The sequence below is a fragment of the Enterobacter wuhouensis genome (assembly GCF_035835995.1).
In the GTDB taxonomy this organism is placed as follows: domain Bacteria; phylum Pseudomonadota; class Gammaproteobacteria; order Enterobacterales; family Enterobacteriaceae; genus Enterobacter; species Enterobacter wuhouensis.
Genome location: NZ_CP142124.1, coordinates 3,579,214 through 3,600,813, shown reverse-complemented (window position 1 = coordinate 3,600,813; position 21,600 = coordinate 3,579,214). Strand labels below are relative to the sequence as shown.

The 21,600-nt window shown below is 51.0% G+C and carries 18 protein-coding genes and 1 pseudogene; all 19 read left to right on the top strand.

All coding sequences use genetic code 11. From position 1 onward, the window contains the following. Window positions 1-1,209, top strand: coding sequence for a hypothetical protein (locus VPX56_RS17165; protein WP_131633829.1), 1,209 nt, complete (start codon window positions 1-3; stop codon window positions 1,207-1,209). Continuing rightward, window positions 1,202-4,573, top strand: a complete 3,372-nt coding sequence (locus VPX56_RS17160) for an ImcF-related family protein (RefSeq protein WP_326467879.1) — start codon at window positions 1,202-1,204, stop codon at window positions 4,571-4,573. The genes VPX56_RS17165 and VPX56_RS17160 overlap by 8 nt, the downstream gene beginning before the upstream one ends. 53 nt (window positions 4,574-4,626) lie before the next feature. Next, window positions 4,627-4,998, top strand: a complete 372-nt coding sequence (locus VPX56_RS17155; protein WP_326467877.1) for a hypothetical protein — start codon at window positions 4,627-4,629, stop codon at window positions 4,996-4,998. A 4-nt stretch (window positions 4,999-5,002) separates the two neighbouring features. After that, a complete protein-coding gene (locus VPX56_RS17150; RefSeq protein ID WP_131633832.1) occupies window positions 5,003-5,476 on the top strand; it encodes a hypothetical protein in 474 nt (157 codons plus the stop codon). 355 nt (window positions 5,477-5,831) lie between these two features. Further along, the gene (locus VPX56_RS17145; protein WP_326467875.1) at window positions 5,832-6,323 is read left to right on the top strand and encodes an AcrVA2 family anti-CRISPR protein; all 492 of its coding nucleotides are present in this window, start codon (window positions 5,832-5,834) and stop codon (window positions 6,321-6,323) included. 342 nt (window positions 6,324-6,665) lie between these two features. Then, window positions 6,666-7,850, top strand: a complete 1,185-nt coding sequence (locus VPX56_RS17140) for a tetratricopeptide repeat protein (RefSeq protein WP_326467873.1) — start codon at window positions 6,666-6,668, stop codon at window positions 7,848-7,850. A 43-nt stretch (window positions 7,851-7,893) separates the two neighbouring features. Next, the gene (locus VPX56_RS17135; RefSeq protein WP_326467871.1) at window positions 7,894-8,784 is read left to right on the top strand and encodes a PASTA domain-containing protein; all 891 of its coding nucleotides are present in this window, start codon (window positions 7,894-7,896) and stop codon (window positions 8,782-8,784) included. A 47-nt stretch (window positions 8,785-8,831) separates the two neighbouring features. Continuing rightward, window positions 8,832-10,439: a type VI secretion system protein TssA gene (gene tssA, locus VPX56_RS17130; protein ID WP_326467869.1), complete on the top strand. Its 1,608-nt coding sequence runs from the start codon at window positions 8,832-8,834 to the stop codon at window positions 10,437-10,439. A gap of 32 nt (window positions 10,440-10,471) precedes the next feature. After that, window positions 10,472-12,241 (top strand): type VI secretion system baseplate subunit TssF, encoded by a 1,770-nt coding sequence (tssF, locus tag VPX56_RS17125; RefSeq protein ID WP_326467867.1) that lies wholly within the window; start codon window positions 10,472-10,474, stop codon window positions 12,239-12,241. 225 nt (window positions 12,242-12,466) lie between these two features. Then, window positions 12,467-14,740 (top strand): lysozyme family protein, encoded by a 2,274-nt coding sequence (locus VPX56_RS17120; protein ID WP_326467865.1) that lies wholly within the window; start codon window positions 12,467-12,469, stop codon window positions 14,738-14,740. A gap of 1 nt (window position 14,741) precedes the next feature. Further along, on the top strand, window positions 14,742-15,170 hold the full coding sequence (locus VPX56_RS17115; RefSeq protein WP_131633838.1) for a hypothetical protein: 429 nt from the start codon (window positions 14,742-14,744) through the stop codon (window positions 15,168-15,170). Window positions 15,171-15,225: 55 nt separating this feature from the next. After that, window positions 15,226-15,414 (top strand): annotated as a pseudogene (locus VPX56_RS17110) (type VI secretion system baseplate subunit TssF); the annotation flags it as partial. Next, on the top strand, window positions 15,378-16,460 hold the full coding sequence (tssG, locus tag VPX56_RS17105) for a type VI secretion system baseplate subunit TssG (protein ID WP_326467859.1): 1,083 nt from the start codon (window positions 15,378-15,380) through the stop codon (window positions 16,458-16,460). The pseudogene VPX56_RS17110 and the gene tssG, both read left to right, overlap by 37 nt. Before the next feature lie 35 nt (window positions 16,461-16,495). Then, window positions 16,496-17,020, top strand: a complete 525-nt coding sequence (gene tssJ, locus VPX56_RS17100) for a type VI secretion system lipoprotein TssJ (protein ID WP_326467857.1) — start codon at window positions 16,496-16,498, stop codon at window positions 17,018-17,020. Window positions 17,021-17,024: 4 nt separating this feature from the next. Then, a complete protein-coding gene (locus tag VPX56_RS17095) occupies window positions 17,025-19,346 on the top strand; it encodes a type VI secretion system Vgr family protein (protein ID WP_326467855.1) in 2,322 nt (773 codons plus the stop codon). Beyond that, a complete protein-coding gene (locus tag VPX56_RS17090; protein WP_326467853.1) occupies window positions 19,343-19,876 on the top strand; it encodes a DUF4123 domain-containing protein in 534 nt (177 codons plus the stop codon). Before VPX56_RS17095 ends, VPX56_RS17090 begins: the two co-directional genes overlap by 4 nt. 1 nt (window position 19,877) lies before the next feature. After that, complete coding sequence (locus VPX56_RS17085; protein WP_326467851.1) at window positions 19,878-20,234, top strand: hypothetical protein; 357 nt, start codon at window positions 19,878-19,880, stop codon at window positions 20,232-20,234. Next, window positions 20,227-20,895: a restriction endonuclease fold toxin 5 domain-containing protein gene (locus VPX56_RS17080; RefSeq protein ID WP_131636016.1), complete on the top strand. Its 669-nt coding sequence runs from the start codon at window positions 20,227-20,229 to the stop codon at window positions 20,893-20,895. The genes VPX56_RS17085 and VPX56_RS17080 overlap by 8 nt, the downstream gene beginning before the upstream one ends. 9 nt (window positions 20,896-20,904) lie before the next feature. Next, complete coding sequence (locus VPX56_RS17075) at window positions 20,905-21,597, top strand: hypothetical protein (protein ID WP_326467848.1); 693 nt, start codon at window positions 20,905-20,907, stop codon at window positions 21,595-21,597. Window positions 21,598-21,600: the final 3 nt, after the last annotated feature.

The following is a 21,600-nucleotide window of genomic DNA, read 5'->3' as shown; positions in this document are numbered from 1 at the left end:
ATGCCCGTCTGGCTGGATGCCATCCCTGAAAAGGCTCCTAAGGTAGCGCGTCCCGGCACCCGTCGCTGGCTGCTGTTCCTGGCATTTGTCATGCTGGGGGGCATAGCGCTCACGTTATGGTGCTGGACGTCAGAAAGAACAGGATTTGTCTTCTGGTTCACCGCGCTGGGTCTTCCATTCTGCACCTGGGGGCTTCTGTTTGGTTTACGCCGGTTTGCCTATAAAGCCGAACAGGTCGGTGCCGGGTCTCGTAATGCCGAACGCGAAGCACTCATTCAAAGTGAAATTCTGCGCGGTCAGCGCTGCGCCTGGATCCTCGGTACGCACATCCAGGCTCCGGCCGGAAACAAAGCCGATGACCTGCTGGAGGCAATGAAAGTCGCAGCTCCCGTTATCGACTTCTCTTGCCCACGAGGATGTGACAAACCGGTCAGATACGCGGCATTACCAGAATATCAGACGGATTTAACGAAGGCCCTGAAAGCGGCGGTTAATAAACTAACCACGCGTGTAGAGGGGATAGTTAAGCCGCTTCCTCCCGAGCTGCCATGCTGGCTGATGCTCGATTGTGATAACGATCTGTATCCCCTGATTGAAGAGCAGCTTAAAGCCGATCTCTCACTCAAGACGGGCAGGCTATTTCGCCTGATGGCCGGAAAAGGGCTGGGGGCGTTTGATGCCTGGCTGGACAAGCGATGGGACGCCCCGGGCATTCTGGTTGCCATCACGCTGTCGTTACCGGCGTCTCCCCGGGAAGAAGACGCTGATGCTGTATCAATGGTGGTATTGAGCAACCGCAAAGCCAATGCCTGGCCGGATGCGCTCCGCCTCCATCGCCCCGAAAGGGGATCAGAAACAACGCTCACAAAGACGCTCACCCGGGCGCTGCTCTGGTCGAAGACCCTGCCCAATGAACTCAAAGGAAGCTGGATCTCCGGTCCCACATTGACGTCGGGCAGCGGCTGGAATAATGCCTGCGAAGAGAGCGAAGTGGAATTTAGTCTTTCAGAAGACAATTCCAGTATCGATCCCGTGCTGGGATATACCGGCCATGCGGCCCCATGGGTTGCCATCACGCTCGCCGATGCAGCCTTTGAACAACGAGGGGTGCAGGTTATCGCCGCACAACCCGCCGCTGACAAAGACGACGTCTGGATCGCCGTCATCACCAAAGAAGAAGTTCGCAAGGAATCGCCTAAGAATGTCTAAGGTAAAAGTAAAAACTCTCATCGGCTCGGTTGTGACTGTCGCCTTCTTCCTGACAGCCATCGTGGCATTTTTGTTTTATGCCTTTCCGGAAAATGTGGCCTCAGCCACCGGATTCGGACCGTATGACGGCCAGCGCATACTCACATTCTGCGCCATTCTGGTTGCCGCGCTGTTTTTACTCGGCTGGCTGACAGAGAAGGCTTTCGACTTCACCGGTAAATCGGGGTTGTACTTCCACTGGGGGCAGAAAAAGTCTCAGATTGCCGCTCCGGTGACGAATACCATTGCCAGCGAAGAAGACGACGAAGAACCGGTTTTCAGCGAAGACGCGGTGTCCGAGCACCTGCGCTTTCGCTATGGACGCCGCTGGCAGCGTAAAGTGCGACTCCTGCTGGTAACGGGCAACCCGGATGACGTCCATAAAGCGGCCCCGGGCCTGTGTCATGACCTCTGGCAGGAAGGCGACGGCAACGTGCTGATTTATGGTGGTGACGCGCAGTCACTTCCGGATGAGATCTTCCTTTCAAAACTGAAACGCCTGCGTTCCGGCCAGCCGGTTGATGGCATTATTCAGGTGATGAGTACTTCAGCCCTCCCGACGGATATCGAACGGGATGCCTTCTTGCGTTGCCGCCAGAAAGCCGACCATCAGTTGGGCTGGCAGGCTCCCGTCTGGCTGTGGCTGACTGACAACGCTACCGGTGCTCAACTGGGGGCTGAAACGACTGCTACAGGGGTTATTTTCGGACCGGAAGGCACCGTAAAAGGGGCGCGTGAAGCGTTTTCTACGCTGGCGCAACGCCTGCAAAAAGCCGGTATGGCGCAGATACTGAATAATCCGGCTCATAACGGCCTGCTTCAGCTGTCCTCCCGTCTGCAACACGAACTGAAAGCCAGTCTGACCGTTTTGCTCAGCGGGCTGATGCAGGGATCTGCGGCTTGGCGTTTACGCGGTGTCATGTTCAGCCCTGAACTGGCCGTTGCCGGAACGGTGCCGAACACACGCTCCGACACACCGACCTGGAAAGCCGTCATTGATGACTGTGCCACAGTACGCGCCAGAAAACTGGGCTTCGACTGGCTGAAGGTGCTGCGCTTAATTCTGCTTTCCCTGATTGTCCTGTGGGGGGCCGGTACTCTGCTGTCCCTCATCGTTAACCGTACCCAGATTTATCAGGCGCAGGAGACGGCAAGGCAGGCGGCGGATACTGCAAAACCCCTGGCTGAACGCCTGCACAACCAGCTTGTGCTCCAGCAGGCCATTGCCCGTCTGCAACATCGTGAGGCGACCGGCGCTCCGTGGTATACCCGCTTTGGACTCAATCAGGACCACGACACGCTGGTGGCCCTGTGGCCACTGTATGCCCGCAATAATGCGCTGCTGATAAGAGATGTCACGGCTATCCACCTGAAACAGCAGCTTCAGGCTTTTGTTAATCTTCCGCCAGCCAGCGAAGCCCGTATGCAGGGAACACAGCAGGCTTATGATGTGCTGAAAAGCTACCTGATGATGGCCAGACCGGACAAAGCTGATGCCGGATGGCTGGCGCAACATGTGCTGACGGCTTGGCCGAAACGGCAGGGTATATCAGATGGCGCCTGGCAGGAAATGGCACCAAAACTGCTGGGCTTTTACGCCCAGAACCTGCCGTCACATCCGGAATGGAAAATTAAGCCTGATGCCGGACTTGTCACGACCGTGCGTCAGATCCTCCTTAAACAGATTGGCCAGCGTAATGCTGAATCCGGGCTGTATCAGGACATGCTGAAGCGCGTTGCCAGCAACTGGCCGGATCTCACGCTGGCGGATATGACCGGCGACACGGATGCCTCCACCGTCTTCAGCACAGAAGAGGTGGTGCCGGGCATGTTTACCCGCCAGGCCTGGGAAGAACAGGTGCAGGATGCAATTGATGAGGTGGTTAAAACTCGCCGCGATGAAATCGACTGGGTGCTGACGGATAAAACCCATCAGCCCGGAAGCGATGTTTCGCCGGAAGCGCTGAAGTCTAGGCTGACCGAACGTTACTTTACCGATTTCGGCAATGCCTGGCTGAATATGGTCAACAGCATCCAGTGGCACGAAGCGGCCTCGCTCTCTGACGCGATCGCCCAGCTCAATCTGATCGGTGACGTGCGCCAGTCGCCACTGGTGGCGCTGATGAACACCCTGGCATGGCAGGGAAAAACCGGCGAGAAGGGGGAAGCGCTGGCGGATTCGATAGTGGATTCGGCGAAAAAGCTGGTTGGCCGGAAAAAGAGTGTGAAGCAGTTTATCGAACAGGCGCAGGGACCACGCGGTCCGCTGGACGATGTGTTTGGTCCGCTGACGGGATTCATGGAGGGAAAAGAGGGTACCGGACGTAACGGTAACCTGAGTTTTCAGTCCTGGCTTGCCCGTGTCACCCAGGTACGCCTGAAACTTCAGCAGGTCACCAGCGCGCCGGATCCACAGGCAATGTCTCAAATGCTGGCTCAGACCGTGTTCCAGGGCAAGGCTATTGACCTGACTGACACACGTGACTACAGCAGTCTGGTGGCGGCGAGCCTGGGCCAGGAGTGGAGCGGGTTCGGCCAGTCATTGTTTGTTCAGCCGCTGGATCTGGCCTGGCGACAGGTGCTGACCCCGGCAGCAGAAAGCCTCAATACCCGCTGGCAGACGACCATTGTCGATCAGTGGAATAAAGCTTTTGCCGGCCGCTATCCGTTTAAAGCCACAGGAAGTGATGCTTCCTTACCGCTGCTGGCTCAGTTCCTGCGCGGCGATTCAGGTCGCATCGCCACGTTCCTGAAAACCAGCCTTGGCGGCATTCTCCACCAGGAGGGGAACCGCTGGGTAGTGGATCCTTCTGCAAGCCAGGGAATGGAAGTGAGCCCGGATTTCCTGCGGGCAATTAACCAGCTGGCCGAACTGTCGGACATTGTTTTTGCCCAGGGCGATGCGGGCGTTCACTTTGAATTAATGGCGCGTACTTCCCGTGATGTGGCCCGTATGCAGCTGACGCTTGATGAACAGAATCTGGACTTCTTTAACCAGATGGAAAGCTGGCAGAGTTTTACCTGGCCGGGAAACACGTATTACCCGGGTGTCAGCCTTCGCTGGCGCAGCGTGAACAGCGGGATGCAGCTTTACACCAGCAACCAGGGGAACTGGGGATTCATCCGGCTGCTGGATAAGGCATTAATTACGCCTCTTGATGCGAGCCGCACACAGCTGGTCTGGATCACCCCCGACGGTAATCCGCTGAAGTTTGTTATGCGCAGTGAGCTGGGTGACGGTCCGCTTGCCCTGCTGAAGCTCCAGGGATTTACGCTGCCCAACGCTATTTTTAACGTCGAGGCTGGCGCAGAAGAGCGCCAGTAACGATGGGCGGGAAACTGAATCCTCAGCCCTCAATATGAAAATGGAGTTAGCTTATGTTTAAGCATTTGGATACAGGGCTAATTCAATTCATGTCTGATACTGCAAAAGACTTAGGGACGACAACGTCAAAACTTGCTGCCATGACACATATAGAACAGATGGATTATGTGAAGAAGTATTTTGAAATGCAGGCTAATAATTTTGATCATCCTACGAACAAATGGTCATTGGGGGATGTATATCTTTCAATATTCACACCAGCAGCCATGTTACTCAAAGATTCAGATATCGTATACGCAAAGGGACAACGCGCCTATGCTGTTAACCAGTTCCATGACAGAAATAAAGATGGAAAGATTATTATAAGTGAAATTGTAAAAAATATAGACGAATTTTATGCTAAAGGGTTTAATTATGAAGGTTAATTTTATGAAGTTAAAATTCGGGAATTATTTCCTTCCGATTTTTGTCGTATCTTCTTTCTTTGGCACATCTGCACTGGCAAGTGAAATTCCGCATGTACACACGACTGTAGAAAAAGGAATGTGTAGTATTGAAATAGATGGTGGTACGATTGACAATTACAAATGCAATTATTTTCGCGCACCATTCGTTCTAAACTACTCCTACTTATATGAAGCCGACAAGCAAATATTTGTTTTGATTGATAGCCCGATGGGAAATGCTTGCGATGGTGGCCCATTACATATTTATAGCAAAACAGAAGATGGAAAATTCAAGCCTTTGAAAACAATTGATTTCTGTAGGGGGCATTATCCATTAATAACCAGTGGGCCAGAAACTTTCATAATAAAAATTCCTTCAATATCTATTGACGGTACGGATAAAAAGATCCCGGCTGAGACATGGGAATTAAAGAATGATGAATTAGTTAAGAGATAAGGAAGAGGAATTTAATAATGCTCCAGATTATCCGTAAAGGTGACAAAGTGTCCTGCCTGGTCGAGTGGCATGGCTGCTATCTTCAGCGTCGCCGCTGAAGTAGAAGAGCGCCAGTAACGATGGGCGGGAAACTTCACCCAGCAATCGCTTTCGCAAAACAGGTGGAAGGCTGGTCCCCGGGTATTTTCAGCAAGGTGGATAAATGGCGGGAGGCTGAATCACTGGCTCCCTGCAGTTTATGACGTTTCGCCAGTGTAGACGCTGTCTTGCGGACTGGCTGAAGCATAATCCAGCGCCTGAGGAAGGATTCCTTTGTCCCGCGATCATGAAACGTTTCCCGCCACATGTCGTTTATATGACACTTGCGGCCTGGCGAACCGGTAAAACGCTCCTCCACTGCGATGAATCACTCTTCCGGATCCTGGGAGAAACCCGCCAGACCGACGCACTGCCAGGAGAAATGCTTCGCCGCCTGCCATTCTGGGGATTCTGGCTCGATTTTCCGGCTGACACGGTCTTTGCTGAAGGCCAGGGGGCGCTGATGGGCGCATTTTTCACCCTAGCCGATCATGATAACCAGACGGATGCGCTGCTCGCCCTGACGCTCGCTCAGGATCCGCTTTCCCGGGAGCACATTCCGATGGGGATGGAGTATCTCGCGTTAACCGATCCTGTCTCCACGGCCATCAGTCAGCAGGAGGAGGGGATACGTGGATTCTGGCACGCCGTACTGCCGGTGCTGTTCTGGCTTTGCTCGGAGAATAGTGTGATGGGGAAGACAGGGAAAACCTGTGAGACCCGCGCCAAGACGCGTCGGAAAGCATCAACGCCTCATCCCGCCCGATAAGCCCGTGCAGATTTTTGCGGGCGTCCGGGCCGATTCCGCGCTCAGGCAGGCACCGCGAGCACCGGAAGTCAGTACCTCAGGGGACGGCTCCTCCACGCCCCCACCGGCGCCTTCGTCCCCATGTCAGAAAAGCCCACTAGCAAAGCTACTGGAAGGGCAAACCCACTCCGGGGGAGGAGAAAAGTGTGCTGCTGAAATGGAAGCCACCGAAAATCGTCAATGGCAAGGACGACGATTCTCTGGAAGCCGTCATCAGATTCATGAAAGACATCGACAAATCATCCTGAATTAAGATGTGTCGGTTTAATTATAATGAAATATAGAAGTTATTTAAGGATAAACATGAAGGATGTAATTAAATTAAGTTTGCTGGCCTTATCAATCTCATTCAGTTTTGTTGGTTATGCTGAAAGTAAATCTGTAGAGGTCTTAAGCGCTGTCGTTAAGGACAAAAAAATATCAGGTGCGCAGGTGGTTATTCAGCGAAACGGCGAGCAATCCATTTCTTCTTTAAGTGATGACTCAGGAAACGTCCAGATTGGCAATAACACAACCGACACAAATGACAGTCTGATAATTATCAAGAAAAATGGATATTCAACCCTGGTGGCGAAATGTCCATGTGGTGGGATGAGTTATGCATTAAGCCCGACAATGAAAGGGCTTGATAGTATGCGCGTGGTTTTGGGGTGGGGAAGTTCACCTTCTGATCTTGATTCACATATGGTATATCCCGAAAATCATATTTTCTTCGGCCATAAGTTGGGCGATAATGGAAATCTTGACGTTGATGATACAGATAGCTATGGACCTGAGACTATTACGTTAACCAGACGAGAGAATGGGAAGCCCTATGTTTATGCTGTTCACGACTATAGTGATAAGTCTGATCCAGATACCAAGAATCTCTCCAACAGTGAAGCGAAAGTGTTTGTTTATGTTGGGGAGTCATTAGTTCGGACATATTATGTCCCTAAAGACCAATCGGGGAATTTATGGACTGTTTTTAAAGTTAATGAAAATGGTGCCATCGAAGATGTGAACAATATAAAAGGTATCTCTGTCGGTGCCAGTGATATCGATAATGTTTTAACGCCACTTTTGAATAGCAACGCAACGTTGCCTCATCAAAACTGGGGGGCTGAGCAAATTGATATTTCAAATACGTTGAATCTTAAGGGTGAAGAATCATACCGTCGGAAGCAATATGAGGAGGCAATTTCGTTTTTCACAGAGTCAGTCAATAACTATTCAGAAAATGGCAAGGCATATGGCAATCTCGGGTTGGTATATCAGAAGGTTGGTCGTACCGCTGAAGCTATATGGGCAAACCGCAAAGCTATTACACTGGCCTCTGGTAAAAATGCAGCAACAATCCGGGCTGGTGCAAATTATAATATAGGAAAAATATACGAAGGGGAAAGTCAGTACAGTGATGCCCTAAATTACTACAACGCAGCCAAAAATGAAAAGCAAAACCCTGTTTACGACAATGCGATATTAAGAGTAAGCAGCAAAATAAATTAAATGTTAATGTTCTTTTCGCATAACGTTTCACATGCGAAACGTTATGCTTATTAAAAATAATGTGGCATCTATGATTTTAAACTATACCAGTCGATTTACACACTGTTTAATATGTGCTTGTAAATTGTTGTTTTTAACAACCACTTTTTCATCCAATGCTTCGGAAAATATACCTAAAGTATCATCAACAGTAGATGGCTTGCATATTGTCGCCATTAATAAATTGCCAGCAGCGCCTCAGAAAACTCCTTCTGATGAGCCTGTATTAAATTGTGATAGAGATCCACCCAGGACTATCGAGGGAAAAGCCGTTTCATCTCTGGGATGGAGAGTGATTAATGAAATCTCTAACGGAGATTTGACTATCGTTGGGTTTTTCAGCAAAGGTGAGGATGGTACAAGCGGATCCTGCTTTGTCAAAGATGGAAATGTGGCAATTTATAGCAAGGGTTCTCTCCAGGCTTTAATTTATGGTGATAACATCACCGATGGCTCAAATTCGCCTTTGGGTGCAGTTTCCAAAACCAATTTAAATAACACATTCCGTCTGAGAGAATTTTCCCCGGGTATGACCGCAGTTGCTGATTTGTTTTATGACGGTAATGTTGCTCGTGTTCAGCCAATTGCACCGATAGAACCATTTTGTAACGGGATAGCACCTGTACCAAACATTTACGGAAAAGATATTAAAAGCGCCAGAAAATTGCTCAAAAATTATGGATGGAAGCCTGAAAATGTCGAAGCGGACCCGGGCGACTTCATTGCCAAGGAATTGAATGCAGAAGGAATTACCGAAGTGGATTCATGCTCTGGGACAGGATTTGGGTTCTGTAACTTCGATTATCAACGTGAAGGTGGGATCTCTTTGAATGTCATAACAATGGGGGATGATTTTACAGTAACCGATTACGGTGCCCACTGTCCGGAACAATGATCAATGGAAGCGTTTAACTTTTCATCTAGTAATGAATGGGGAAATAAATGAGCTCACCGCAAGCCCTTTTATCTGCATGTGCCACAAGCCAGGAGGAAAAACAGTATCTTGTTATCCGGGCTACCAACGCCCTGTCACTTTGGGATACCTGGCTGCACCCCTTCACCTCTGGGTCAGAAACCGGAGACGATCCCGCATACGATGATAATTTCCAGCTGATGCGGGAAGAGATTAATAAGCTTTCGGGCACCGATTCAGCGCTGTTGTGCGAGCTGGCCCGGACGTGTCTTTGTGAATGCGCCAAAGACATTCGTGTGGTGACCTGGTACGTGCAGGCCCGACTCAGCCGCGACGGTGAAAAAGGGTTGTCCGAAGGCTTACTGCTTCTTGTTGCGATGCTGACCCGCTACGGGCAGGCATGTCATCCGCAGCGTCCCGCCGCCCGTAAAGCTGCGCTGGAGTGGCTGAACAGTGCAAAAGTGACTGATGCACTGCTGTTATGGCCCGAGGTGGACAGCAATGACGCCGGTCTGACGGCGGGCGCCATAAACCTGCTTGAATCCGCCGTGGCAGAGTGGCCGGACGCTGAGAAACCGTCTTTTGCAGGCCTTTGTACCGCTCTGGAAAACCGCCTGGCACGTTCAGGTGGCATGGAGGCGCTGGTCCCCCAGAACAGCAGCGCCCGGGAGCACGGGCGTGAATCAGCCAATCCGGATTCTCCACAACTGTCAGCGGTGAAATCGGGCCGCGATTTACTCGACCAGACTAGGTTACTTTCCCGCTGGCTGAGCGAGCAGCCACACGGCTGGCTGGCTTCTCACCGGCTGATAAAGACCGTGCGGTGGGATACGGTCGATCAGATCCCCCCACTCGACAGTAGCGGTCGCACCCGCCTGGTACCGCCGAAACCCGAATATCGCGCTCAACTTAAGCGGCTCTATCTTCAGAAAAACTGGACCGAACTGGTTGAGCAGGCCAGCCAGATGTTTTGCGAGGGGGTCAACCATTTCTGGCTCGATCTTCAGTGGTATCTCTGGCAGGGGCTCAGCCATGCCGGCCAGCCCTGGGATACCTGGGCTGACTCCGTCCTTTTCGATCTGCGGCTGCTGCTTAAACGCCTCCCGGGGCTTGAAGGGCTGGCATGGAATGACGGCACCCCCTTTGCAGACGAAGTCACCACCGCCTGGATTGCTGAAAAAGTGAATGAAGAAGGCCTGATGTACGGCGATGAACCCGCTACCGTCGTTAATGGTCAGGCTGATGATGTGCTGCTCCTTGAGTCCGAAGCCATGGCGAAGGGAGACACGGAAGGGCCCGAGTCGGCGCTTGCCTGGCTCCAGACCCGTCCTGGACTGGACTCACCGCGAAATCGCTGGCTGATACGCCTGCTGATGGCCCGTGTTGCGGAACAATACGGGCGTAACGACATGGCGCTTCATCTGTTGGCCGAGCTGACATCCAGTGCACCGCATCTGACGCTGAGGGAATGGGAGCCGGACCTGTTATTCGAAGTTCAGGCCCGCCGTTTGAAACTCCTGCGCATGAAAGCCGGTCGCAGCGAGTCCGATAAAATCCGACTGATGCCTGAGATGGATGCCCTGCTGGCGGGGCTGATTACCATCGACCCTGCCCGTGCCATGGTGCTGTGTGGCTGAATTTTGTCTGTTAACTATCAGGAATACCGAGCATGGATGATTTAACCCTGCGCTATTTTGAAGCCGAAATGCGCTATCTGCGCGAGGCAGGAAAAGAATTTGCCCGGGCACATCCGGATCGGGCGGCAATGCTCAATCTCGATAAGCCCGGAGCCCGGGACCCTTATGTTGAAAGGCTGTTTGAAGGCTTTGCCTTCCTGATGGGCCGTCTGCGAGAAAAGCTGGATGACGACCTGCCGGAACTCACTGAAGGGCTGGTTAGTTTACTGTGGCCACATTATATGCGGACCATCCCGTCTCTGGCGATTGTGGAATTTGCCCCTGAATGGCGCAGCCTCAGGCAGGCTGAAATGTTGACGGAAGGTTTCTCGGTTCTGTCGCGTCCTGTTGGCCCGCATAAGACCGCCTGTCAGTATCGCACCACGCGGGTTGTGCCTTTACAACCTCTGCACCTTGCTGATGCACGTCTGCATACTGAGGCGGATGGGCGCTCCACCATCCGGCTGCGTTTTGAATGTCCGGAGAAAGTGGACTGGAGCAAAGCAGGGATCGATAAAGTCGCCATATTCCTTAACGCAGAGAGTCCTGTGAGTTCAGCGCTGCATCTGGCCATGACCCGTCGTGTACACGCCATGTATGCTCGTCATGCCGGAACGCACACCGAACGTCATCAGTTTGACGGCTGGTGCAAACCCATGGGCTTTGACGACAGTGATGGCCTGTGGAAGAAAGCCGATACAGCCTTCAGTGGTTACCAGCTGCTGCTGGAGTATTTCAGCTTCCGTCCAAAGTTTATGTTTGTGGAGCTGCGCGGCCTCGACGCCATCGGGCTCACAGCGGCCAGCACCTGGTTTGAAATCGACATTGTACTCAGTGAAGCCTGGTCATCCGATCTGCCTTTTGAGACGGAAAACTTCCGGCTGCACTGTGCGCCGGTGATCAACCTCTTTACCCTCGAAGCCGACCCGCTGACGCTGAACCCGCTGGAGAACGAATACCTGCTCAGGCCATTGCGTCTTCAGGATGGTCACACGGAGATTTACAGCGTCGATAATATTCACGGCGCGGTGAAGAATGGCAAACATCCTTATGTGCCGTTCACCAGCTTCCGGCACCGGGGCGGTATGATGCGCCACGATGCCCCTGAGCGTTATTACCACACCCGCGTGAAACGCGGTCCCTCTGGCCTGTATGACACCTGGTTAATTCTCGGGGGGCGCTCGTTCGAGCTGGAACAGCTGTCCGATAAACCGGAATCCCTCTCGATGCGAATAACCGGTACCAACGGCCAGCTTCCGCGCAAAGCGCTGGAAAGTACGCTGCTGGACAGGGTAGTCAAAACCGGCAAGGTTCCCGTCAGGGTACTGAATGTCACAGCACCGACGATGCCGCTGTATCCCCCGGCAAACGACCGTTTTCACTGGCGGGTGATGAGTCACCTCGGCTCAAACTTCCTCAGCATGATGGACAATCCGGAAGTTCTGAGGGGCACGCTGGCGCTCTATGACTGGACCGACGATGAAATGAACCGCCGCCGGCTTGAAGCTATCGTCGCCGTCAGGCACACCCTGATCCGCCGTTTTGAGAAGGGCTTTATGCTCCGGGGCGTGGACATTGAGGTCACGCTGAATATGGACAATTTTGCAGGCGAGGGCGATGTGAATCTCTTCGGGGAGATGCTGCACCGGTTCTTCGCGCTTTATGCCGATATTCACCTCTTTAACCAGCTCACGCTGGTGCTGCAACCGACAGGGAAACGACTGAGATGGTGCGAGAATCACAGCCAGCACGTACCGGGCTGACGCAGGCCCTTAACTATAAAATGTAGTCAGCTTATGCCTAAGAGTTTGAATACACATATTGATGCAGACATAGCTTGTGAAGAGGATGAGAATCCTGGTTCAGCTAAAGATGAACCTGATTCGTTAACAGCGGAAGGTTTATCGCCGGTTTTCAATCAGGCTGAGACCATGAAAGTCAGTCAGGTCGTCTGTAAATCTTTTAGTGACTGACAGGGAGTGTGAATCGTGTCTGTATTACCCAAAATTGTCTGGCCTGTCCCCTCCAACAAGCGGGGAAGTGAGTTCAAAAATCAGGAAGAGATCCTCTCCCAATTGGGTGGCGAATCAACCGGTCAATATACGATTGGTCGCAGCGGGATGTGGCATGGCGGGATCCATATCACCGAAGCCACAACCCCGTGGTGTGCGCTGAGTGGCAAATCACCTCTGGAAGCGGTGGATTTTCCGGTTCCTTTTAAAGGCGAGCAGGCGGTGCGATGCATGGCTGACGGGGAAGTGGTTGCTTATCGAGTCTGCAAGGATTATCTGACGCTTGCATGGGAATCCGGTCCGCTGAGTTTCTCCGGCTCATTCGTCCTAGTAAAACACTATATTCAACCGGGTGAAAAAGAGACAAGCGGGCTGCATTTCTATACTCTGTATATGCACCTGGCCCCGTATTCAGCCTATAGTGTCAATACGGCTGAAACAAAATGGACGCTTCAGGATTCGCTGTCTGCCTACGATCCTGAATGGGTGATGTCAGCCAGTACAAAGAACAAAGATGTCAGCGACAGCTATGAAAAAGGCACGATGCCTAAGGGATCTGTTGTCGAGTGGGATAAGACGGACGGGAGCCTCCATACCATCGCGTTCAATAAGCGTGAATACGGTCTTGTTACTCTTATAAATTTCCCTGAAGAGACTTCGAAGAAAAAGAAAGGAACCTCGCTTAAGTCGGGTCAGCAATACTGGATACTGGTGGATAATAACAATATTTCGCCAGGTACAAGCGGTGTGGTCCAGCCTTCCTGGTGGCAGAAACTGATGCCCCCGGCAAAAGAAGCGATGAAATTTGACCAGGTTGTGTGCCCGCCGCCCTATGCCATCAGAGCTGGTGATCCTGTTGGTCATATGGGGTACTTTCAGGCACCTAAGGACGGTGGCTATGAGGCCCGGTATCAGGTACATATCGAATGCACAAGTATGGATGATAACCTGGAAACGTTCCTGACCAACCCTGAGCAGGTTGGAGAAAAGAATCCACTCTGGCTGATGTATGTTCCGGGTCTTGCGCTGTACAAAAAAGAGGTTGCAACCGGAACGTTCACAAAGGATACCAGAGTGACCACCGTGACCGGGATCTTGCCACTGAGTCAGGTGCAAATTGAAACCGATAAGACGACCAAACAGGAATACTGGCAACTGCGACCAGAAAATGCTTATGTGCTCAAAGGACAGGCTGAACCACAGCTTCTGTCACAGTATGATCTGGCAAAGCTAGGATTCAAAACTGAAACCGCAGAGCCTGTCAGCTTTGATTATCTGGATGGAAAAAACCAGCCCACTGGATTCTTCCGTAACCTGATCGACTCCCTCTACCAGGCCGCGACCGATGATACACGAACCAGTCATGCCCTGGTTAAACATAATTATCAGCGACTTCTGGATAAAATTGATAGTGGAAGCGATCGCTATTCTCCAATGGAATACTGGAAAGCACTTCATAATCCCGATTATCGTGACGTTATTCAGAAAACAATAGTAAAACATCCCAGCGACTGGTACTTCAAAAAAGGCGATGCTATCTGGCAACCGTTCCTGAATGCGCTGAAGAAAGAAGCCCCTGAATGGAAGAAATATAGCGAAGATTTTCTCGATAAAATGGCCTGGATGCAAGATGTGACGACTGAAAATCTGGGGCCTAATCTCTGGCATATGCACCCAATAGTATTTTTGGGTTCATTTACTAAAAGAGACAAAATTATATGGATGAAAAAATTTACAGAAAAATTTGGAGTAATTAAAGCAGATGCATTTAGGTCCAAGTTATTGGAGGTTTCCAATGAGTTAAGTATTGATCCGAACTACATTATGGCTTGTATCGCACTGGAAACGGGAAAAACATTTAGAACAGACATCAAAAACCCAGGCTCATCTGCAACGGGTCTAATTCAGTTTATGGATGATACGGCCAAAGATCTTGGAACTTCAACTCGTCAACTTCGGGCAATGGACCACGTAGAACAAATGGAGTATGTTAAAAAATACTTCAAAATGCAGGCGAACAATGTCGGGGTTCCAACAGAACAGTGGACTCTTGAGGATGTATATTACTCGATATTCAGACCTAAAACGATACTACTCGGGCCAAATGATATTGTTTATCAAAGAAGTGACGGAGACTATTATAGTAAGAATCTATATCATGATAGAAATAGCGACGGAAAGATCACTAAAAATGAAATAGCAGAAAATATTAGAGTAAATTACAAATTAGGCATTCCTGAGGCAGGATAATATGACAACGCAATTAAAAAAATTTACAACAGCATTATGCTTGTTAGTTATATCAACATCGGCATGTTGCGCCCATAGCAAGGATGTCTTAGTCAATGCCAATAGGCTAAAAAGCACAGGTTTTTTGGATGGACAGACGGGTTCTGTAGATGTTGACCTGAACGGTGATGGATACGAAGATACCATTGAATATACTTTTTCAAGTACAACGCCACCTGGTACATGTGACCAGTCAGATTGCATGTCTAGTCTGGACAACTCTCCAATATTAACATTCCAGATAAAAATGCATGATGGTAAGTCTATCGATGGTTCATACATGTGTACCTCTCTAGATGTTTCAAAGGAACTTCACAATGGAATGAAAGACATATTATGCGGACCCAAATATATACTTCGCTGGAACGGTGAAGAATATGATACAGACTAATTAGTACTATGAGCACCTTCTAATAGGAGGTGCCAAGTTCCAACCTAAAATGATTATTAATATCACGATGAATATGGACAATTTTGCAGGCGAGGGCGATGTGAATCTCTTTGGCGAGATGCTGCACCGGTTCTTTGCGCTCTATACCGATATTCACCTCTTTAACCAGCTCACGCTGGTACTGCAACCGACAGGAAAACGACTAAGATGGCGCGAGAATCACAGCCAGCACGTACCGGGCTGACGCTGGCCCTTAACAAAGATATCTGGCAGGCCAATTTTTATCGTTTCTGCCAGTTGCTGGAGCAGGAAAATCCGGACGCGCCAAAACTGGGCACCACCAGCCATCCGGGCAACGACCCGGTACGTTTCAGACCCTGGCCAGGTATGGGTTTCCCGGTCAGTACCCTGAAAGCGGTGGAGACCGACGAAGACCATCCGACACTACCCCCAACGGTCCGCACGACATTTCTGGGGATGTATGGCGTGGACTCGCCTCTGCCAACTGCTTACCTGGATGACATTGCACAACGCCGCGAAGGCCATGAGGCGGTCACCTCGTTTCTGGATATTTTCAGCCATCGCATCACCACGCAGTATTACCGGATCTGGCGAAAATACGCGTATCCGGCAACCTTCGAGGCGGGGGGGCGCGATGCCACATCGCAATGTTTGCTGGGTCTGGTGGGACTCGGTATACCGGGCACGGCTGAGCAGGTGGCAACGCCGGTTTCCCGTTTCCTGGCCCTGCTGGGTACCATGCGATTGCCCACCCGCAATGCTGAAGGCATCCGGGCTCTGGTGAGCCTGCTGGCACCGATTACCCGGGTATTTATCACCGAACCCGATCCGGTTAAGGTCCATATCGATAACCGCAGTGGGCTGGGTACTGGCAACCGCGTCCGTCTTTCACAGCGGGCCACGCTGGGTAAAACGGGCAGGGAAGCCTGTAGCAGAGTGCTGGTGACACTGGTCACGGAAGATCCCGGCGAAGCCGAAGGCTGGTTACCCGGTGGCATCCTTCATACCGATTTGCTGGTCCTGATGCGCGTCTATCTTGGTTACCGCAGCAATGCCCGACTGCGCCTCACTGTACCCGTGTGGGTGTTGCCTGAGCCGCGCCTTGGCAAAGGCAGGCGTATTCAGCTCGGGCGCACCGGCCTGCTCGGACTGAAGGACGGCAGACTCAGCGATAACCAGGAAACCCTGACCGTCAGTCTGGGCTGCTATGAAGGGCTCCAGTATTCTGCGTTCCCTCCCGCTGAAGACGGGCATTACCGCTTCGACTAAATACGTATTCACATTCTCAATAAAGGAACTTTTGAATGGCAACAGTAACCCGCTGGTGGGCGCTGACGCTTATTGCCTGTGGTCTGCTCGCAGGCTGCGGTCTGACGCAGACCGTCACGGACGGTACGGTCAGCATCACGAAATCCATCTTCTACAAAAAAATTAAAACGCTGCATCTGGATTTTACCCCACGCACGGCCATTAACGCCGATGGCGCACAGACGCCGCTGGCGACCATGGTGCGGGTGTATCAGCTCAGGGATCGTAAAGCGGTTGATGCCGCCGATTACCAGACGCTGCTGCGCAAGGCAGATACGGTACTTAAGGACGACGTGCTGGCGTCAAAAGAGCTGCTGGTGATGCCCAACGGCAGCGTGACGCTCAATATGCCCATGGATGAAAATGCTCAGTTCGTGGCGGTGGTGGGGCTGTTCAACCGCCCGGATATGCAGGACAACCGCTGGCGCCTGGTGCTGACACGTGACGACCTCGACCCGGACAAACCCCGCACGATTGAACTGGGCGATGGCTGGCTCAGCCTTGTGCCGGTAAAGGAGTGACGTAATGGATAACTGGTCAGCGCTTTTTGACGGACAGACCCGATACTTTCTGGATATCAATGACAGCACAGTGAAGCCGGATGTCCTGCGCTTTTACGGCAGGGAAGCCCTGAGCGAACCGTTTAAATGGGATATTGAGTTCACCACGCTGCAGGCGAACATTCTTCCGGAACAGGTGCTGATGAAATATGCCACCTTCCGGATGCGTAGCGGCAAAAATGTCCACGGCATTGTGACCCGCCTGGAATGGCTGTCCACCTCCGCAGACCAGTCCCACTACCGGCTTACGCTCAGTTCCCGCCTGGCGCTGCTGGCACACACCCGGCAGTGCGCCGTGTTTCAGAACCAGTCCGTCCCGGAGGTGGTGGAGCAGGTGCTGCGCAGACACGGGCTGGAGGGACCTGATTTTGAATTCAGGCTGGAGCGCAACTACCCGCCGCGGGAAATTATCACCCAGTGGCAGGAAACGGATTTGCAGTTCATCCAGCGCATTCTGTCTGAGGTGGGAATTTACTGGCGTACGGAGATGGATAACACCCGTGAGCTGGATGTGTACATATTTGCTGACAGCCAGCTTAACTACCGGTTTGACGTGCGCCTGCCGTACCGCGAGCCATCGGGGCTGTTTGACGGTGCGGCAGAGTCGGTCTGGGATGTGCGGACGTGGCACAGGATTGCCACCGGCACCGTTACCACACGTGATTACAACTACCGGACCGCCTCCACGCCGATGGATGCGACGGTCAGCGTGCGCAGTGATGCGGTCACAACCGGGGAGCATTACCGCTACGCAGCGCCTTACCGTGACGCGGGTGATGACACCAGCCCGGAGCCGGAAACCGAATCCGGCGCGTTTTACGCCCGGCTTCACCACGAGCGGGAACTCAATAAATCAGCCCGAATCCACCTGTTCAGCAACGCCTCACACCTCGCGCCCGGTCAGGTGCTGGAGCCGCAGGGCGATGTCATTACGGCCCTGAAAGAGGGCGTGCTTCTCACGCTTGTGACCTTCCGGGGAGCCCGTGATTCCCGCCTGCACGTGTCGGTGTGGGGCCAGCCCTACACCGAGCGTTACTGTTTCCGCCCGGTGGACATCCCGCGCCCGGAAATTCACGGTACGCTTCCGGCGCGGATTGAGAGCCGGGAAAAGAACGATATCTACGCTCACCTGGACGAGCAGGGGCGCTACCGGGTGAAGCCGGACTTCGACCGGGAGGGGACGGAACCCGGTTACGGGTATCTGTGGCTGCGGATGGCGAAACCGTATGCCGGTGAAACGCTGGGCTGGCATACGCCGCTCACCGACGGGACGGAAGTGGCGATTGCGTTCAGCAATGGTGATATTGACCTGCCGTACATCGCGTATGCGCTGCACGACTCTGAGCACCCGGACCACGTCACCCGCGACAACCACACGCGCAACGTGCTGCGCACGCCCGCAAACAACAAGCTGCGGATGGAGGACCGGCGCGGGGAGGAGCACATCAAGCTCGCCACGGAGTACGGGAAAACCCAGCTCAACAGCGGGCATCTGGTGGACAGCCAGGGGCAACGTCGCGGCACGGGCGCAGAACTGCGCACGGATGAATACGGGGCTATTCGCGCCGGAAAGGGCCTGTTCGTCAGCGCGGACGCGCAGGCGAAAGCGCAGGGTGACGCACTGGATATGAGCGCTGCGCTGAAGGAAATCGACCGGCTTAACGAGCAGCTGCAGCAGCTGGAAATCGCGGCGGAGCAGGCGCAGGCCCTGAAGGCGGACGTGGACAGCCAGATACGGATGTTTGAGGAGCGTCTGAAGCCGCTCAATGAGGCGCTGCTGATGTCCGCCCCGGAAGGGGCGGCGCTGACCAGCGCTGAGCATCTGCAAATGACAGCCACAAAAAATGTTGCCATCAGTGCAGGCGGGGATATCAGCACTGGCGTCATGGGTAACATGGCCGCCCTCGCCGGAGAAAAGCTCGGTCTGTTTGCCCGCACCGGACAACTGAGCCTGAAATCCGGCGAAGGCCCCGTGGAGGCGCAGGCGCAGAACGGCAATATGAGGCTGTTTGCGGAGAAGAAGCTGACGATAAGCTCGGCGAGCGACATCTCGTTTGCCGGAAAGAAACGCATCACGCTTATCGGCGGGGGGGGCTACCTGCGGCTGGAGGCGGGGAAGGTGGAGTACGGTACGACGGCAACGTATCTGCGCAAAGTGAGGAGAACGATGGCGGCGGGGGCGGTGAGTATGCCGGTTAAGGCAGCGACGGGCGGCGGGATTTGCCTGAGTTGCCTGATGAAAGCTGCAATGAATGGTAATGCTTTCGTCATACGGGGGGAATCATGATTAATAATTCATATAATTTAATTATGAGATCTTTAATGTCCTATCCTGATTGTTCATTGTTTGCACTTGTTGACGGCTTGCAATATGAGCGTCATTTCGGGGATGAGATTCAGCACGAACAGGGAGTTGCTGAACCATTTTTAAATAGCTGGCCTGACGCCCGTCTTGCTTTTGCTGGGCCCTGGTTATTTCGTCTCAATAACTCGGTAAGCCATCGTGACAAACTGAAACAACTGGCGGAGGCTGTTCCATCTGTTTCGTGGATAATTTCCTCCGAATCTCTTGAAAGTTTAATTGACCATTTCAGAACCTTTCTCAATTTACAGTTGCCGGATGGTCGGTGCGCTCTTTTCCGATTTTATGATCCACGAATTTTGGCTGAAATCGAATTTTTGCTGGAAGAAACTCACTATATGCAATTTATTAATCGAACAAAAGAATGGGTTTTTCAGGTGGATGGGGAAATGATGGGTATGAAGAGCAAAGCTAGTTATTACACTGGTCGATGGTTGAAGGATAGGGGGAGTTAAAGTGGTAATAAAACTATCTCAGCAGCAGCTTGAACAGCTTACTCAAAGAGAAAGTCTCAATTATATTAAGCGCCTGCATGAGGTTATTGTCAGAAACTCACCCTCTCTTTCCGATGATAATGAATTACTTACAAGGCTTAAAGATGCTGATGAGTTCTTGAATATTCACGATTTTCATAATCAAGAGGTTAAAACAGATTTTTTGATAATGAATGCCTTTGAGCCCTATTTCTATAAAACGAAAGCGATGCAAGACTGGTTACTAAATGGTGAAGAAAGCACCGAAAGTGAATACATAAAGTATCAACAAATCAGAGGAAATCTGGTAAAAAGAATGTTCGGAGAAGCTAATGAGTGATATCGGAAGTACGTTTCCCGTTCCATCTGGCAGAACAGGTACTTTTCCGCAAGCCAGGGGAGGCCGCCTGGGAGGAGTGATTGGGATTATTCAGGAGCTTGATTCTGCCAGGGAAGCATATCTTGTACGGATGGCTGAAATGGAGAAAGTGAAAGCAGAAGCTGCAACAATGACTAAAGAATTGAGTGAGGAAGGGTGTGATCAGTGTGTCTATACTCAAGGGCAGGTTACATTACAGAATATAGAAGGTTGGTCTGATGTCAGTATTGCGTATCAGTTTTATATTTGTCAGCTACCTATTCATTTTCCTGTTATGAAAATAATGGAATGGACTTATGGCGTGGCATTTGATGGATTTGCGCCGAAAGAATGCGTACTGAAAGAAAGTAAGGCCAACTATGACCAATTTTTTGACAGTAATGGGGATGTCAAGTTTTTCATGACTATAAAGAATTTTGGTGAGGGTCTTTTTATAAAGCAAGCTACAGCGCAGAATGCTTGTGCAATTAAAGGCATGCCGCCTGGTAAGTTAGAATGGTATTTTATGCAACCCATAAGTGCTAAGTATGCCAGAATTGAATTTGCTTTAGAAGGTTTGGATATAAACGTTATCTACAAACCTATGCCTTTAGATTACATAAAAAATATATTTCCAGGTTGAGGTGGTTTTATGCATTACAAAATTCATTCTTTACTTTACAGAAAAGATATTTTAACTGCTGTTCAGTTGTTTAAAGAACTGAGATATTTGATCGATGCTTTGCCCAGTTGGGTTGAGAAGAAAAAAATTTGGTTAATTGCACATCCTTCAAAGAAAATTATAGCCCTAAACGAACTTGGTATTTCTGACGATGCATTGGCCTATGTCGATTATTTGATTGTAAATAAGAAGCCTATAAGCATAGTTCTGGCTGATGAAAATGAAGATGATAGTATCATAACCATTTTATATAAAAACACACCATCTATTTCAAATGAAAGATATTTACTCACATTGACAATTAAATCATTATCTAGTTATAATGATGTAGATAATTTTGTTTATATATTTAAGGCTATGGTTAATTATAATGGATGGTGCTTTAAATATATACTCCTTGATACAGAGCAATATATATTCAATCAAAGGGAAGTGTTTGATGATCGATTACCAGTTGGTTGGATGTTATATTTGCCTGTAAGGATAAAACACGAGCATGTTCCATCCGCATATAAAGTATTTGATATCGAAAACAATGCCGGAACCATAGTTATATCTAAATCAGTGTTTAATGGTAAAGAGCCATTTGATATTACATGCGCAAATAATGTGGAGATAGAACTAGCAGCGAATGGTTTATTACCTTTAATCAAAGGATTGTAACTT

Excerpts from the sequence above, each read along its gene's own strand:
- VPX56_RS17165 (WP_131633829.1), top strand. The coding sequence starts at position 1 with ATGCCCGTCTGGCTGGATGCCATCCCTGAAAAGGCTCCTAAGGTAGCG.
- VPX56_RS17160 (WP_326467879.1), top strand. The coding sequence starts at position 1,202 with ATGTCTAAGGTAAAAGTAAAAACTCTCATCGGCTCGGTTGTGACTGTC.
- VPX56_RS17155 (WP_326467877.1), top strand. The coding sequence starts at position 4,627 with ATGTTTAAGCATTTGGATACAGGGCTAATTCAATTCATGTCTGATACT.
- VPX56_RS17150 (WP_131633832.1), top strand. The coding sequence starts at position 5,003 with ATGAAGTTAAAATTCGGGAATTATTTCCTTCCGATTTTTGTCGTATCT.
- VPX56_RS17145 (WP_326467875.1), top strand. The coding sequence starts at position 5,832 with ATGACACTTGCGGCCTGGCGAACCGGTAAAACGCTCCTCCACTGCGAT.
- VPX56_RS17140 (WP_326467873.1), top strand. The coding sequence starts at position 6,666 with ATGAAGGATGTAATTAAATTAAGTTTGCTGGCCTTATCAATCTCATTC.
- VPX56_RS17135 (WP_326467871.1), top strand. The coding sequence starts at position 7,894 with ATGCTTATTAAAAATAATGTGGCATCTATGATTTTAAACTATACCAGT.
- tssA (WP_326467869.1), top strand. The coding sequence starts at position 8,832 with ATGAGCTCACCGCAAGCCCTTTTATCTGCATGTGCCACAAGCCAGGAG.
- tssF (WP_326467867.1), top strand. The coding sequence starts at position 10,472 with ATGGATGATTTAACCCTGCGCTATTTTGAAGCCGAAATGCGCTATCTG.
- VPX56_RS17115 (WP_131633838.1), top strand. The coding sequence starts at position 14,742 with ATGACAACGCAATTAAAAAAATTTACAACAGCATTATGCTTGTTAGTT.
- tssG (WP_326467859.1), top strand. The coding sequence starts at position 15,378 with ATGGCGCGAGAATCACAGCCAGCACGTACCGGGCTGACGCTGGCCCTT.
- tssJ (WP_326467857.1), top strand. The coding sequence starts at position 16,496 with ATGGCAACAGTAACCCGCTGGTGGGCGCTGACGCTTATTGCCTGTGGT.
- VPX56_RS17095 (WP_326467855.1), top strand. The coding sequence starts at position 17,025 with ATGGATAACTGGTCAGCGCTTTTTGACGGACAGACCCGATACTTTCTG.
- VPX56_RS17090 (WP_326467853.1), top strand. The coding sequence starts at position 19,343 with ATGATTAATAATTCATATAATTTAATTATGAGATCTTTAATGTCCTAT.
- VPX56_RS17080 (WP_131636016.1), top strand. The coding sequence starts at position 20,227 with ATGAGTGATATCGGAAGTACGTTTCCCGTTCCATCTGGCAGAACAGGT.
- VPX56_RS17075 (WP_326467848.1), top strand. The coding sequence starts at position 20,905 with ATGCATTACAAAATTCATTCTTTACTTTACAGAAAAGATATTTTAACT.